The sequence below is a fragment of the Leifsonia shinshuensis genome, assembly GCF_013410375.1.
GTDB lineage: Bacteria > Actinomycetota > Actinomycetes > Actinomycetales > Microbacteriaceae > Leifsonia > Leifsonia shinshuensis.
In genome coordinates this window covers 3,964,868-3,978,393 of sequence record NZ_JACCFL010000001.1, presented here as the reverse complement: position 1 = coordinate 3,978,393, position 13,526 = coordinate 3,964,868, and the positions used below count along the sequence as shown (strand labels likewise).

14 protein-coding genes are annotated in these 13,526 nt (G+C 69.7%); 7 read left to right on the top strand and 7 right to left on the bottom strand.

Features of this window, described 5'->3' with window-relative positions; translation table 11 throughout:
- The first annotated feature begins 21 nt into the window (after nucleotides 1-21).
- Entirely contained in the window at nucleotides 22-477 is a 456-nt protein-coding gene (locus tag HNR13_RS19155) for an SRPBCC domain-containing protein (RefSeq protein ID WP_179608305.1), read from the top strand.
- A gap of 70 nt (nucleotides 478-547) precedes the next feature.
- On the opposite strand, the gene HNR13_RS19150 is transcribed toward HNR13_RS19155, so the two are convergent.
- Both HNR13_RS19150 and HNR13_RS19145 read right to left on the bottom strand, forming a co-directional pair.
- Nucleotides 548-2,851 (bottom strand): transglycosylase domain-containing protein, encoded by a 2,304-nt coding sequence (locus tag HNR13_RS19150; RefSeq protein ID WP_246312816.1) that lies wholly within the window; start codon nucleotides 2,849-2,851, stop codon nucleotides 548-550.
- A 98-nt stretch (nucleotides 2,852-2,949) separates the two neighbouring features.
- The gene (locus tag HNR13_RS19145) at nucleotides 2,950-3,417 is read right to left on the bottom strand and encodes a MarR family winged helix-turn-helix transcriptional regulator (protein ID WP_218881269.1); all 468 of its coding nucleotides are present in this window, start codon (nucleotides 3,415-3,417) and stop codon (nucleotides 2,950-2,952) included.
- A gap of 436 nt (nucleotides 3,418-3,853) precedes the next feature.
- On the opposite strand from HNR13_RS19145, the gene HNR13_RS19140 reads away from it, so the two are divergent.
- The 4 genes from HNR13_RS19140 (at nucleotide 3,854) to HNR13_RS19125 (ending at nucleotide 7,725) form a co-directional block, all read left to right on the top strand.
- Entirely contained in the window at nucleotides 3,854-4,927 is a 1,074-nt protein-coding gene (locus tag HNR13_RS19140; protein WP_179608302.1) for an alkene reductase, read from the top strand.
- Nucleotides 4,928-5,023: 96 nt separating this feature from the next.
- A complete protein-coding gene (locus tag HNR13_RS19135) occupies nucleotides 5,024-5,731 on the top strand; it encodes a PadR family transcriptional regulator (RefSeq protein WP_179608300.1) in 708 nt (235 codons plus the stop codon).
- Between the two features lie 117 nt (nucleotides 5,732-5,848).
- Nucleotides 5,849-6,904, top strand: a complete 1,056-nt coding sequence (locus HNR13_RS19130) for an ABC transporter ATP-binding protein (RefSeq protein WP_179608298.1) — start codon at nucleotides 5,849-5,851, stop codon at nucleotides 6,902-6,904.
- Nucleotides 6,901-7,725, top strand: coding sequence for an ABC transporter permease (locus HNR13_RS19125; RefSeq protein WP_179608296.1), 825 nt, complete (start codon nucleotides 6,901-6,903; stop codon nucleotides 7,723-7,725). The genes HNR13_RS19130 and HNR13_RS19125 overlap by 4 nt, the downstream gene beginning before the upstream one ends.
- A gap of 96 nt (nucleotides 7,726-7,821) precedes the next feature.
- Here HNR13_RS19125 and HNR13_RS19120 read toward each other — a convergent pair whose 3' ends face one another.
- Both HNR13_RS19120 and upp read right to left on the bottom strand, forming a co-directional pair.
- On the bottom strand, nucleotides 7,822-8,523 hold the full coding sequence (locus HNR13_RS19120) for a winged helix-turn-helix domain-containing protein (RefSeq protein ID WP_179608294.1): 702 nt from the start codon (nucleotides 8,521-8,523) through the stop codon (nucleotides 7,822-7,824).
- A 421-nt stretch (nucleotides 8,524-8,944) separates the two neighbouring features.
- Nucleotides 8,945-9,577, bottom strand: coding sequence for a uracil phosphoribosyltransferase (gene upp / locus HNR13_RS19115; protein ID WP_179608292.1), 633 nt, complete (start codon nucleotides 9,575-9,577; stop codon nucleotides 8,945-8,947).
- Between the two features lie 53 nt (nucleotides 9,578-9,630).
- Here upp and tadA point away from each other — a divergent pair, with 53 nt between their 5' ends.
- Entirely contained in the window at nucleotides 9,631-10,098 is a 468-nt protein-coding gene (tadA, locus tag HNR13_RS19110; protein ID WP_343063624.1) for a tRNA adenosine(34) deaminase TadA, read from the top strand.
- Nucleotides 10,099-10,104: 6 nt separating this feature from the next.
- Here the strand turns inward: tadA and HNR13_RS19105 are convergent, their stop codons facing one another.
- Complete coding sequence (locus HNR13_RS19105; protein WP_179608290.1) at nucleotides 10,105-10,806, bottom strand: glutamine amidotransferase; 702 nt, start codon at nucleotides 10,804-10,806, stop codon at nucleotides 10,105-10,107.
- Nucleotides 10,803-11,765 (bottom strand): cation diffusion facilitator family transporter, encoded by a 963-nt coding sequence (locus HNR13_RS19100; RefSeq protein ID WP_179608288.1) that lies wholly within the window; start codon nucleotides 11,763-11,765, stop codon nucleotides 10,803-10,805. The genes HNR13_RS19105 and HNR13_RS19100 overlap by 4 nt, the downstream gene beginning before the upstream one ends.
- Nucleotides 11,766-11,787: 22 nt before the next feature.
- Between HNR13_RS19100 and proC the strand changes: the two genes are divergently transcribed.
- Nucleotides 11,788-12,636, top strand: a complete 849-nt coding sequence (gene proC / locus HNR13_RS19095) for a pyrroline-5-carboxylate reductase (RefSeq protein ID WP_179608287.1) — start codon at nucleotides 11,788-11,790, stop codon at nucleotides 12,634-12,636.
- Between the two features lie 38 nt (nucleotides 12,637-12,674).
- On the opposite strand, the gene HNR13_RS19090 is transcribed toward proC, so the two are convergent.
- The gene (locus HNR13_RS19090) at nucleotides 12,675-13,379 is read right to left on the bottom strand and encodes a hypothetical protein (RefSeq protein WP_179608285.1); all 705 of its coding nucleotides are present in this window, start codon (nucleotides 13,377-13,379) and stop codon (nucleotides 12,675-12,677) included.
- Between the last annotated feature and the right edge of the window lie 147 nt (nucleotides 13,380-13,526).

Sequence of the window (13,526 nt, the reverse complement as noted above, 5' to 3'; positions counted from 1 at the left end):
CGGCGTCGACCGGGAGGAGCCATGGGCAACTACGTCGCGAGAGCGGAGGTGGACGTCCGCGCGCCGCGGCGCGAGGTCTGGAAGCTGCTGACGTCGAGCGGATCCCATCCCGAGATCCTGTTCGGGGCCGAGGTGGTCTCGGACTGGCGGCTGGGCTCGCGCATCGTCTGGCGGGGGGAGTGGCAGGGCCGCGCGTTCGAGGACCACGGCCGCGTGATCGAGCTCGACGACCGGGAGGAGCCCTGGCGGATCGTGCTCACGCACTTCAGCCCGCTCAGCGGCCTGCCCGACGTCCCGGAGAACTACCACGCCCTGCACTTCGAGCTGAACGCGACGCCGGAGGGCACGCACATCACGCTCGACCAGGACAACAACCCGACCGTGGAGGCCGCACGGCACTCCCGGGACAACTGGGTCGCCATGCTGCAGGGAGTGAAGGAGGTCGCCGAGCGCTCGGCGGCGAGCCGGCCGGCCTGACCGGTCAGGGGCCTGACCGGTCGGAGGCCCGACCGGTCAGAGGCCCGAGCCGTCAGAGGCCCGAGCGGGCTCAGCCGTGGCCGCCGCCCTTGCCCTTGCCGCCTCCGCCGCCCGGGTTGCCGCCGGCGGGCGGACCCGGGTTGGGCGCCGGGGCGCCGGGTGCGCCGGGCGCCGGAGCCGTCGTCTTCGGAGCGGCCGGCGCGCCGAGGAACTTGGCCGGCGGCGCGGGGAAGGCCGTCCCGCCGTAGGCGGCGTCGAGCGCCGTCTGGATGCGTTTCACGATCGAGAACTTGACGTTTCCGCCGCCGACGCCCTGGAACGACTGGCTGCGGAGGGCCACGCCGCCCGAGACGTTGCCCACCCAGGTCGCCTGGGCGATCTTCGTGGTGGAGGTCACCAGCCAGTTCTCGACCGAGTTGTCGGTCGTTCCGGTCTTGCCGAAGATCGGGACGCCGTCGTTCGGGTTCGCGGAGGCCGCGGTGCCGCCCCCGCGGAGGACGCCCTGCAGTGCGTAGATCGCGGCCGCCGCGACCCCCGGATCGATCGGGGTCGTCGAGCACTGCGTCTTGGGCACGGGGTGCTGGGCGCCGTCCGAGGAGACGATCTTGTCGATCGCGACCGGGCTGCAGGCCTTGCCGTTGTTGGCGATGCCGGCGTACGCCGTCGCCATCGTGATCGGGGCGATGTAGTTGGTGCCGAGCACCGAGGAGGGGTTCGCCCGGAACGGGTTGGTCGCCTCGTCGGCGCCGTGCACCAGGAGGTCCTGCGCGCCCTGCTTGATGCCGCAGAGGTCTAGCTTGGTGGCCATCATCGCGAAGATCGAGTTGATCGACGCCGCGGTCGCGTTCATCACCGTCGAGGATGTGACCGACTCGCCTTCGTCATTGGAGACGTTCCACGGGGACCCGCCGATGTCGTTGCACGGGTCGCTCTCGTGGAAGGCGGTCTGCGGGAAGGTGTGCTGCGTGCCGTTCACCGACTCGAAGAGGGTGTGGCCCTCCTTCAGCCATTCGAGCAGGTCGAACGCCTTGTACGAGGATCCGGTCTGGAAGCCCTCCGAGCCTCCGTAGTCGTAGTCGGTGTTGTAGTTGACCGCTGTCGTCCCGGCCGCAGGGGACGCCGTGTTGTCGTACTGCCGGTTCTGCACCATGGTGACGACCCGGCCGGTGCCGACCTCCACGGACACGTTGGACGACCCGAGGTCGAGGTTCGGGCTCGTCGGCGGGATGTACGCCGACACCGCCTGCTGCGCCTGCGACTGCAGGTCGAGGTTGAGCGTCGTGTAGATCTGGAGGCCGCCGCGCGTGAGGAAGCTCGACCGGTCGTCGGAGGTCTTGCCGAAGATCGGATCCTGCTCGATGGTCCGCTCGACGTAATCGCAGAAGAACGCCGCGTTGTACTGCTGCGCGGTCATGCAGCCGTTCGACATCTGGCTGATCTTGGGCTCGACCTTCGTCGCCTTCGCGGCGTCGTGCTCCTCCTTGGTGATCTTGCCGTTCACCAGCATGCGGTCGAGCACGTAGTTGCGCCGGGCGAGGGTCTGGGCGTAGCCGTTGGCCGCGCCGTTGACCTTGTTGTCAGGCTGGTCGATGCGGAGGTTGTCCGGGTTGTTGAGGATCGCGATGAGCGTGGCGGCCTGGGGGAGCGAGATGTCCTTGGCGGACACCCCGAAGTAGTACTCGGCCGCGGACTGGACCCCGTAGACGCGACCGCCGAACAGAGCGATGTTGAGGTAGCTCTGCAGGATGTCGTTCTTCGAGTACTCCTTCTCGAGGCCGATCGCGTAGCGCATCTCCTTGAGCTTGCGCACCGGGTCGACGGCCGTGGCGTCGCTGTAGCAGGCCTGGTACGCCTTGTACTGCTTCTTCTGCACGGCGTCCGACGCCGTCGGGTCCGGCTGCTTGCTCTCGCAGCGCTGCACGAGGATGTTCTTGACGTACTGCTGGGTGATGGACGAGCCGCCCTGCACCGACTTGTGCAGCGCTGTCAGCACGGCGCCGCGGAGCGTTCCGGTGACGTCGACGCCGCCGTGCTCGTAGAAGCGCGGGTCCTCCGTGGCGATCGCCGCGTCCTTGAGGTTCTGCGAGATGGCGTCCCAGCCGACCTCCACGCGGTTCTGCGAGTAGAACGTGGCGATCGGCACCTCTTTGCCGGCGGAGGACGCGTACATGGTCGACGCCTGCGCCAGCGGCTCGACCTTGACGTACTCGGGGAGGCCGTCGAAGACGTTGATGGTCGAGTCGGCGGCCGATCCGGTGAGGGCGACGGCGGGCGTCACCGCCGCGGCCGCGAGGAGACCGGCGACAGCGCTCAGTGCCACGAATCCGAGCAGCGCGGGCGCCCACTTCCATCTTCTGCGTCCGTCAGCCGTCATGCGCGCCATGATACGCGTGCCGCTTGGCGGGTCCCCGAGGTTCCGCCCGGCTTGTGGAGAACTCGTTCAGGAACCCGCCTGTGCCGAAGCGATCGCCGTCACTCGTCGCCGCGGAGCTTGTCGCACAGGGCGGCCAGCTGCTCCAGTTCGTCGTTGTCCAGCCGTGTGCCGACGCGCTGGGCGATCGAGCGCATGTGGTCGAACGCGACCCGGCGGAACATCTCGAAGCCGGTGTCGGTCAGCGTGATGATGGTCCCGCGCGCGTCGGAGGGCTCCGGGACCTTTGCGACGAAGCCGCGTGCGGCCAGCCGGTCGACCAGCCTGCTCACGCTCGGCTGGGTGAGCAGGACGTGCTTGTTGAGGTCGCGCAGCCGCAGCGAGCGGTCGGGCTGGCGCGAGAGGTTGAACAGGACGTCGTACTCGTTGAACGAGATGTCCCTGGTCGGGAACTCGGCCGCCAGCGTCCGCATGACGGCCACCTGCGCGCGGAAGAGCGACTCCCACGCCGAGACCGCGGTCGTCCTGGATCGCTTCGCGGGACCTGCCGTGGTCGTGCCCATGCTCATGGCGACACCCCTTCGCGCTCGACTGGTCAATGCGTTCGCATCTTCTCATCATGCGCCGACACTGCTCATCCGTGCCAGCACGGCATTCCGGAGGACGGGGACCGCGGCCCGGGCGAGTTAGAAAGATTGAGGGCCGGCCGCAGAGGCTAGCGGCCGGCCCTCTCCCTTGCACCAAGAGTGTCCTGCAATCACATTCCGCGATGGCTGCCACAGCAAACAACCATTGCTCTTGAACTATATAACGAAGAGGTAACGGGTGCTAGTTATCAAGTCGTTATTTTTGCTGCGAATTCTCTTGGGGAAGGTTATCCCCCCGCTGAGGGTGGACCGGCCGGTCGGAATAGTGCGGTTGCGCGCTCTGTTCACGTCAGGGGCCGTGCCCGGCGCAGGCTGCGCCCGATCGGCCGCATCCCCATCTACCGAAAGGCTTCCCTCGATGGATCTGTTCTCCCCCGTCTCGCTCGGCGATCTCCACCTTCCCAACCGCGTCGTGATGGCGCCGCTCACCCGGACGCGTTCGGGCGAGGCCGGCATCCCCGGGCCCCTGGTCGCGGAACACTATGCGCAGCGGGCGAGCGTCGGCCTCATCATCTCCGAGGGCACCTACCCGAGTCACGAGTCGCGTGCGTACCCCGGCCAGCCGGGCATCGTCACGGAGGAGCAGATCGCCGGCTGGCGCGCCGTCGCCGACGCCGTGCACGCCGAGGGCGGCCGCATCGTCATGCAGCTCATGCACAGCGGTCGCGTCTCGCACCCGCTGATCACGGGGACGGACCGGATCGTCGCGCCGAGCGCCGTCGCGATCGACGGCGAGACGCGCACCACCACCGGCAAGGTCGCCTACCCGGTGCCGCACGCGCTCACCACCGACGAGCTCGCGACCGTGCGCGACGAGTTCGTCACGGCGGCGAAGAACGCCATCGCGGCCGGGCTCGACGGGGTCGAGGTGCACGGCGCCAACGGCTACCTCCTGCACCAGTTCCTCTCGCCGGTCTCCAACGTCCGCGACGACCAGTACGGCGGGTCCCCGGAGGCGCGGGCGCGCTTCGTCGTCGAGGTGACCACCGCGATCGCCGAGGCCGTGGGCGCCGGGCGGGTGGGCATCCGCCTGTCACCGATGCACAACATCCAGGATGTCTTCGAGACCGACCTCGCCGACGCCACCGCCACCTACCAGGCCGTGGTCGACGGGCTCGCGCCGCTCGGCCTCGCCTATGTGAGCGTGCTGCACAGCGACCCCACCAGCCCGCTCGTCCAGGACCTGCGCCGGCGCTTCGGAGGCCCGTTCATCGTGAACAGCGGCTTCGCTTCGGTCACCACGCGCGACGAGGCGATCACGCTGGTCGAGGACGCGCACGCGGACGCGGTGGCCGTGGGGCGTCTCGCCATCGCCAACCCCGACCTGGTGGAGCGCTGGAAGGGCGAGCACCCGGAGAACGAGCCCAACCCGGCGACCTTCTACAGCCCGGGCGCCGAGGGCTACACGGACTACCCGCGCCTGAGCGCGTAGTCGCAGGCACATCAAGCCTCCCGGTCTTCGGCCGGGAGGCTTGACTTTTGCCTATCCGAAGTCGAATACTCTAATCAGAGTATTCGGAGGTGAGCAATGGCCAAGCGAGCGGTGTCCAACCCTCTGGCGCTGGCCGTCCTGGCCTGCCTCTGGGAGAAGCCGATGTATCCGTACGAGATGACGACGACGATGCGGGAGCGCGGCAAAGAGGACAGCATCCGCCTCAACTTCGGCTCCCTCTACGCCGTCATCAAGTCGCTGGAGAAGCACGGCTTCATCCGCGTGGCGCAGACCGAGCGCGAGGGCAACCGTCCGGAGCGGGTGGTGTACGAGATCACGGAGGCCGGGCGCGCGGAGGCCGACGGCTGGATGCGCGAGCTCATCGCCGTCCCGGTCAAGGAGTACCCCGCGATCGAGACCGGCCTGTCGCTGCTGCCGATGCTCGCCCCGGAGGTCGCCGCCGAGCTGCTGGAACGCCGGCGCGACCTCCTGGACGCCGAGCTCGCCGAGCGGGCCGGCGAGTACGAACGCGCGCTCGCCCTCCCGCTGCCCGAGCTCTTCATGATCGAGTCCCGGTACCGCGTCGCGATCATGGAGGCGGAGCGCGCCTTCGTCGCCGACCTCGCCGCGCGCATCCGCGACCGGTCGCTCGGCGGCGTCGACTGGTGGGAGCGGCTCTGGGAGCTGTTCGGCCAGGGCCACGACATGGCGGAGATCCGCGACCGGATCGCCGCAGGAGACTTCGGACGGGAGGTGGCCGACCTGTTCGGCACGGCGGAAGCGCCCAGCCCGGCAGGCACCTGAGCGCCGCACAGCAGACAGAACGATGGCCGGAGAGCGGCAACTCTCCGGCCATCCACACCTTCGATTCCGTTCCTTGCGGAACCTGCGTCAACAGTCACCGAGGGCTTTCTCCATGATATGCCCGCCGCGGTGGCTGCCCGAGATGAAAGGAAGCCACTCGTGGCACCACGCACCGGCTCGGCGATCGCCGCCGAGCACCTCGTCAAGTCCTACAGCGGAGGCCGGGGCAAGCCCGTCGTCCGCGCCGTCGACGACCTCGGCTTCGAGGTCGCCTCCGGCACCGTCTTCGGACTCCTCGGCCCCAACGGCGCCGGCAAGTCCACCACCATGAAGATCCTGTCCACGCTCGCCCGCGCCGACTCCGGGACCGCCTTCGTCGCCGGGATCGACGTGAACCGCAACCCCGGCCGGGTGCGCAGGGCGATCGGGTTCGTTGCTCAGAAGCCCGTCTCCGACCCCAACGACACCGGAGCGGAGAACCTCGTCCTCGCGGGGCGGCTGCAGGGGATGAGCGGCCGCGACGCGAAGGCCCGCGCCCGCGCGCTGCTCGACCGGTTCGGGCTCACCGAGCACGCCGGTCGCCAGGTCAAGACCTACTCCGGCGGCATGGCGCGCAAGCTGGACGTCGCGATCGGGCTCATGCACCGGCCGGAGGTGCTCTTCCTGGACGAGCCGACCACCGGCCTCGACCCGGAGGCGCGCGCCGAGCTGTGGGCGGAGCTGGAGCGGATGACCGGGGCCGAGAACCTCACCGTGCTGCTCACGACCCACTACCTGGACGAGGCCGACCGCCTCGCCGACCGGCTGGCGATCGTCGACCACGGCCGCATCGTCACCGGCGGCACCCCGGAGGAGCTGAAGAACGGTCTCCGCGGCGACGCCGTGATCGTGGAGCTCGCACCGGACGCCGACGCCGTCGTGGCGCTCGCGGCGCTGGAGCGGGTCGGCGCCCTGCGCGAGGTCGGCGGCGACGGACGGACGCTGCGCGCCCGCGCGGACAACGGCGCCGCCACCCTGCCCGCCGCGCTCGCCGCCCTGGAGGCCGCGGCCGTCGTCGTCGCCTCCGCCACGGTCGCCCGGCCCAGCCTGGACGACGTCTACCTGCGGCACACCGGCCGCACCTTCACGCGGGCGCAGGAGTCCGCCGAGCACGTTCTGGAGACCGCATCATGACCGCCATCGCGACCGTCCCGCCCCGCACCGTGCGCCGCCCGGGGCCGACCTTCCTGACCCACACGCTGCTGCTCACCGGCCGCCAGCTCCGCTGGGCGATGCGGATGCCCGCGTTCCTGGTGATGAACCTGGTGCAGCCGGTGATCTGGCTACTGCTGTTCGGGCAGCTCTTCAAGTCCGTCATCGAGATCCCCGGGTTCGGTGTCGGGCAGAGCTACCTCGAGTTCCTGACGCCGGGCGTCGTGATGATGCTCGCGCTGTTCGGGAGCGCCTGGTCGGGCACCGTGTACATCCAGGACATGGACCGCGGCGTGATGGACCGCTTCCTCACGTCGCCCACCAACCGCGGCGCGATGATCGTGTCGACGCTCGTCTACCAGTCGATCCTGGCCGTCGTGCAGTCGCTCATCGTGGTCGGGATCGCCTTCTGGGCGGGCGCGCGCTTCGACGGCGGCCTGGGCGGGATGCTGCTGCTCCTGCTCGGGGTGGTGCTGCTGACCGCGGTGTTCTGCTCCTTCTCCAACGCGGTGGCGCTTCTCGCCCGCGACCAGACCGCGCTGATCGGCATCTCGCAGCTCATCACGCTGCCGCTGATGTTCCTCAGCTCGGCGATCATGAACACCAGGCTGTCGCCGGAGTGGGTGCGGAACGCCGCTGCCTACAACCCGTTCGAGTGGGCGGTGATCGTCGGTCGCGAGGCCTTGAGCGCGACGCCGGACTGGGCGAGCCTCTGGGGCCACGCCGGCCTCCTGGCCGCCCTGGCCGTCGTCATGGCCGCGCTGGCCACGAACGCCTTCCGCATCTACCAGCGCTCCGCCTGACGCCGCCCCCCGCAGCCGCCGAGCACAGGAAAACCGTCGTGATCCACCTCAGGATCGCGACGGTTTTCCTGTGCTCGCGGGCTGGATCGCGACGGCTTAGAAGAGGTCGGGGGAGGGGGCGCTGGCGTGGCGGATGGACACGTCGGCGTGACGGTCGAAGCGGTAGCCGACGCCGCGCACGGTGCGCACGATGTCCTCGTAGCGGCCCAGCTTGGCGCGCAAGCGGCGGACGTGGACGTCGATGGTGCGCTCGTTCGGGATCTCGTCCTCGTCGGCGTTCGACCAGAGCGAGGAGATCAACTCGGCGCGCTCGATGGTGCGGCCCTCGCGCAGCACCAGGTACTGCAGGAGCTCGAACTCCTTGTAGGTGAGCGAGACGGTCTGGTTGTCGAGCACCAGGCGCTTGCGCGAGATGTCGACGACGACGCCGGAGGCGGCGCGGTCCTCGTCCTCGTCGACGGTCGCGGTGTGGCGGTGCTTGGCGATCGCGGCCGGGTCCTGCAGGGCGAGGCGGACGACGTCCACATCGCGGCCGCCGGCGCCGGCCGGGGCGAGGGCGACGGCGGCGTAGGTCTCGGCCTCCGGGGCCAGCTCGGCGGTCAGCTGCTTGAGGGCCTCGACGATGCGGCCGAGGTCGGTGCCGGCGGCGGCGGCCTTCAGCTCGTCGATGCCGACGTAGAGGACGAAGCCGCGGGCCTCGGTCCCCTCGGGGACGGCGCGGAGGCGGGGGGCCGGCGCGGGAGCGGCGACCGGGGCGGGAGCGGAGGGGCGGAGGGTGTCGACGGTTGCGAGAGACATGGGAGGGGAGTCCTTCGGTGATGATGATGCGTCCGGACCCGGGTACGGCTGGTCTCCTGCGTTCGAGCTCCGGATGGAGCTGCTGAGGAGGATGTGCCGGGACGGGTTCTCCGGTGTGACGAGGTGTCCCTGTTCAGAAAGGGACTGATGCGCGGGTGCGTTCGTGTGGCGCGCCCGGGGAGCTGTGCCCGGTGCCGACGCTCGTCTGCGTCGGTGGGCGACCGCTCGGCGAAAGGGTCGTCAGATTAGCGACACATTCGGCAACACATGACCGAGTCGCGGCCGGGCATCATCATGCCGGCATCCCCAAGGGCCTCGAAGGAGGTCAGGGTGCGCGAGTTGTCAGTCATGTTGAGAAGTAAACCGCCCGGTGACCCGTCGTGTCAAATCGTGACGGAATGTTTCAGAGGTGCTCGACACCCTACACAGTGCCGTACAAACGGTCTCCGGCGTCGCCGAGACCGGGCACAATGTATCCGTTCTCGTTCAACCGCTCGTCCAGCGCGCCGAGCACGATGGTCACGTCGCGGCCCTCGGTCGCCTTCTCCAGGGCCGCCAGACCCTCCGGGGCGGCGAGGATGCAGATGGCCGTGACGTCGACGGCGTTGCGCTTGAACAGGAAGTCGATAGCGGCGCCGAGCGAGCCTCCGGTCGCCAGCATCGGGTCGAGGACGAAGCACTGCCGGTCGGAGAGGTCCATCGGCAGGCGCTCGGCGTAGGTGGTCGGCTCGAGGGTCTCCTCGTTGCGCGCCATGCCCAGGAAGCCGACCTCGGCGGTCGGCATCAGCCGGACCATGCCCTCCAGCATCCCGAGGCCCGCGCGCAGGATCGGGACGACCAGCGGGCGCGGCTGGCTGAGGGTGACGCCCATCGTCGTGGTCACCGGGGTCTCGATCTCCACCGGCTCGACCCGCACGGCTCGGGTGGCCTCGTAGGCCAGCAGGGTGACGAGCTCCTCCGTGAGCGCCCGGAACACGGGCGACGGGGTCTCCTTGTTGCGGAGCACGGAGAGCTTGTGGGTGATGAGGGGGTGGTCAGCTACGTGCACTCGCATAGGCTCAAGGCTAGCCGAACCGGCCCCGCCCGGGGCCCCGACGAGGAGCAGCCGTGACCCTTCCCGTGCCCGCCGACTACGAGCGGTGGATGCGCCGTGCCGTCGCGGACGCCCGGCTGGCCTTCGGCACCGGCGACGTGCCGGTCGCGGCGCTCGTGCTGGACGAGCACGGCGAGGTCATCGGGACGGGGCGCAACGAGCGCGAACTGCACCGCGACCCGACCGCGCACGCCGAGATCCTCGCCCTCCGCGCCGCCGCGGCGACCCGCGACGACTGGCACCTGGAGGGCTGCACGCTGGTGGTCACGCTGGAGCCGTGCGTGATGTGCGCCGGCGCCGTGCTGGCCGCGCGGGTGCCGACCGTGGTCTTCGGGGCGTGGGACGAGAAGGCCGGTGCGGGAGGCTCGGTGTACGACGTCCTCCGCGACCGGCGGCTCAACCACCAGGTCGCCGTGTACCCCGGCGTCCTCGCCGAGGAGTGCGCCGACCTGCTGCTCGACTTCTTCCGCGCGAAGCGCTGACCCGGCTCAGCGGGGGAGCGCCGCCAGCCACTCCGAGAAGGCGGCGCGGGAGGCCTCCTGCATCCGCGCGGAGTACAGGGCGCGGTCCTCGCGCATGGCCTCCGGGTCGATCGCGTGCTCGTCCAACTCGTTGTAACCGTCCGCGACCCACTTCTCGTGCATCTCGTCCGTCACCTCGGGATGGAACTGCACCGCCAGCGCGAAGCCGCCGATCGAGAACGCCTCGTTGGAGTAGTCGCTCGAGGACGCCAGCCGGGTCGCCCGCTCCGGGAGCTCGAAGGTGTCGCCGTGCCACTCCACCACCGGCACCCCGTCGAAGTGCCGGATCGGCGACGCCGCGCCGGCCTCCGTCGGCTCCACGCGCCGGAAACCGATCTGCATGGTGTCGCCCTTGTAGACGCGCTCGCCGAGGGCGCCGGCCATGAGCTGCGCGCCCAGGCACACGCCGAGCGTCGGCCGCTCGGCGTCGAGGCGGCTGCGCAGCAGGTCCCGCTCGGCGGCGAGGAAGGGGAACTCGTCCGTCTGGTAGGCGCCCATCTCGCCGCCGAGCACGACGACGAGGTCGGCTTCGTGCGGGTCGAGGGCGGAGACGTCCTGAGTCGTCACGTCGACGATGCGGAGGTCGTAGCCGTGCTCGACGAGAACCGGGCCGATGTTGCCGAGGTGGATGGACGGGTCGTGCTGCAGGATCAGCGCGGTGCGGGTCACTCGAGTCCTTTGATGATGACGGTGTCGGTGGCGGGGTGCCGCTCGTTCGGGTCGACCCACACGTCCGGCTCGATGTAGATGACCCGGGCGACGGGGACCGCGTCGCGGATGCGGCGCTCGATCGTGTCGATGGCGGCCGAGACCTCCAGCATGGTCTGCTCGCCCGCGACGGCGAGCTTGGCGCCGACCAGCAGCTCGTCGGGCCCGAGGTAGAGCGTGCGCATGTGGATGATCCGCTCGACCTCGTCGCCGGCCAGGATCGCGCGCTGGATGGCCTCCACGTCGGCGTCGGACGCGCCCTCGCCGACCAGGAGGCTCTTGGTCTCGATCCCTAGGACGATCGCGACGGCCACGAGCAGGAGGCCGATCAGGACGGTCCCGACGCCGTCCCAGACGCCGTTGCCGGTGATGATGGTGAGCCCGACGCCGATCAGCGCGAAGACCAGACCGGTCAGCGCGGCGACATCCTCCAGCAGCACGACCGGCAGCTCCGGGGCCTTCGCGCGGCGGATGAACTGCGGCCACGACATCCCCTTGCGGAGCGGGTTCGACTCGTGCACGGCCGTCCGGAGCGAGAACGACTCCAGGCCGATCGCGACGGCGAGCACGAGCAGCGGCAGCCACCAGTTCTCCAGCGGGTGCGGATGCGTCAGCTTCTCCACACCTTCGTAGAGGGAGAAGACGCCGCCGACGGAGAACAGGATGATCGAGACGACGAACGCGTAGACGTAGCGCTCGCGGCCGTAGCCGAACGGGTGCTCCTTGTCGGCCTTCTTCTTGGCCTGGCGTCCGCCGAGCAGGAGGAGCAGCTGGTTGCCCGAGTCGGCGACCGAGTGCACGCCCTCCGCGAGCATGGACGACGAGCCGGAGAACGCCCACGCGATGAACTTGGTGAGGGCGATCCCGAGGTTGGCGGCGAAGGCCGCGACGATCGCCCTGGTGCCGCCTTCTGCGCTCATGCCCTCATCCTAGGATGGGCTCATGAGCGACACGAAGAACGTCACGCTGCCCACCATCGCGATGCTCGGAGCAGGGTCGATGGGGCGCGCCATCCTCTCCGGGCTGACCGCGCCGGGAGTGACCGTGTCCGGCGGGATCCGGGTGACCAACCGGTCGAAGGCGCGGGCGGCCGAGCTCGCCGGGATCCCCGGTGTGACGGCCTACGCGACCGAGCACGACGGCGACGCCAACCGGCTCGCGGTCGACGGCGCCGAGCTCGTGATCGTCGCGGTCAAGCCGGGCATGGTGCCCGACCTCCTGCGCGAAATCGCCGATTCGCTGACGCCCGGCGCCATCGTCGTGAGCGTCGCGGCCGGAGTCACCATCACGACCTTCGAGTCGCTGCTGCCTCCGTCGGTGGTCGTGGTCCGCTCGATGCCCAACACGCCAGCGGTCGTCGGCAAGGCGGTCACCGGGATCAGCCCGGGCAACCGCTCCGAGCCGGATGACCTCGCGCTGGTCCGCGCGCTCTTCGAGACCGTCGGGGAGGTCGTGGAGGTGCCGGAGTCCCAGCTCGACGCGCTCAGCACCATCTCCGGCTCGGGCCCGGCCTACGTGTTCCTCCTCGTGGAGGCGCTGACCGCGGCCGCCATCGAGAAGGGCTTCACGCCCGAGCAGGCGCGCACCCTGGTGAACGGCACCTTCCTCGGCGCCTCCGAACTGCTTGTGGCCTCCGGCGAGGACCCGGCCGAGCTCCGCCGCCGCGTCACCAGCCCCAACGGCACCACCGAACGCGCCATCGCCGTCCTCTCCGAAGCCGACCTCCCGTCCCTCTTCACCCGCGCCACCACCGCCGCCCTCACCCGAGCCCAAGAACTAGCCGCCCAGTAGCCCCCGAGCACAGGAAATCCGTTGCGATTTCGCCGATTTCACGACGATTTCCCTGTGCTCGCGAGCAAGCGACGCAGCCGGACGATGAGGTAGGCGGGGGAGGCGACGTCTTCGGCGGTCGTGAAGATGACCGACCAGCCGCGCTCGGTGAGCCGCTCGCGGCGCAGGATGTCGTCTCGATACACGCTCTTGACGGTTCTGTGGTGGTCGCCCTGGTATTCGATGGCGATTCGCTGGTCGGGATAGGCAAGGTCGACCATCGCCACGAGGGCGCCGTCGCGATCGACGATCCGGTGGTTCAACGAAGGCTCGGGCAGACCTGCTGCGACCATCGCCAATCGGGGCCTGGTCTCTTGAGGTGACAGCGATCCATAGCGTGCGAGATCTCGAGCCTGGCGCAGGCTGCGGACGCCGCGCATGCGTCCGCGCCGGGCGATGGCGCGATCGAGTTCGTCGATGGTGGTCGCTGCCGGAACGCCGGAATAGGGTTCGTCTCCTGTGATGAGCCAGTCGGCGAGGACGACCAGCTCCTCCACCGCGGCCCGCGGCGAAAGCTGCGCCCAGGTGTCCTCGCGGCCGAGAACTGCTAGGCCATCCAAGAACACGACTCGATGGCCGACCGCCTTGAGCTCGTGCGATCGCACCCCTCGCAGCTGGGGCGCGCGATCCGGCTCGAACACGCTGAGATGGAGATCCGCGTCTGGTCGGGAACGCGACCACTGCAGCGGAAAGCTGTGCAGCATGGCCGCGGTCTCATGACTGAAGACCTGCCCGGGTCGCATTCTGACCCGGAGCGCGTGACATCGCGCGCGGAGGTCTTGTGAATCGAATGCGCCTGTGACCCTCACGCCATGGAACGGTCGTGCATACTGCCGAGTCCGAAGCTGCCC

Excerpts from the sequence above, each read along its gene's own strand:
- HNR13_RS19155 (WP_179608305.1), top strand. The coding sequence starts at position 22 with ATGGGCAACTACGTCGCGAGAGCGGAGGTGGACGTCCGCGCGCCGCGG.
- HNR13_RS19150 (WP_246312816.1), bottom strand. The coding sequence starts at position 2,851 with ATGACGGCTGACGGACGCAGAAGATGGAAGTGGGCGCCCGCGCTGCTC.
- HNR13_RS19145 (WP_218881269.1), bottom strand. The coding sequence starts at position 3,417 with ATGAGCATGGGCACGACCACGGCAGGTCCCGCGAAGCGATCCAGGACG.
- HNR13_RS19140 (WP_179608302.1), top strand. The coding sequence starts at position 3,854 with ATGGATCTGTTCTCCCCCGTCTCGCTCGGCGATCTCCACCTTCCCAAC.
- HNR13_RS19135 (WP_179608300.1), top strand. The coding sequence starts at position 5,024 with ATGGCCAAGCGAGCGGTGTCCAACCCTCTGGCGCTGGCCGTCCTGGCC.
- HNR13_RS19130 (WP_179608298.1), top strand. The coding sequence starts at position 5,849 with ATGCCCGCCGCGGTGGCTGCCCGAGATGAAAGGAAGCCACTCGTGGCA.
- HNR13_RS19125 (WP_179608296.1), top strand. The coding sequence starts at position 6,901 with ATGACCGCCATCGCGACCGTCCCGCCCCGCACCGTGCGCCGCCCGGGG.
- HNR13_RS19120 (WP_179608294.1), bottom strand. The coding sequence starts at position 8,523 with ATGTCTCTCGCAACCGTCGACACCCTCCGCCCCTCCGCTCCCGCCCCG.
- upp (WP_179608292.1), bottom strand. The coding sequence starts at position 9,577 with ATGCGAGTGCACGTAGCTGACCACCCCCTCATCACCCACAAGCTCTCC.
- HNR13_RS19100 (WP_179608288.1), bottom strand. The coding sequence starts at position 11,765 with ATGAGCGCAGAAGGCGGCACCAGGGCGATCGTCGCGGCCTTCGCCGCC.
- proC (WP_179608287.1), top strand. The coding sequence starts at position 11,788 with ATGAGCGACACGAAGAACGTCACGCTGCCCACCATCGCGATGCTCGGA.
- HNR13_RS19090 (WP_179608285.1), bottom strand. The coding sequence starts at position 13,379 with ATGCTGCACAGCTTTCCGCTGCAGTGGTCGCGTTCCCGACCAGACGCG.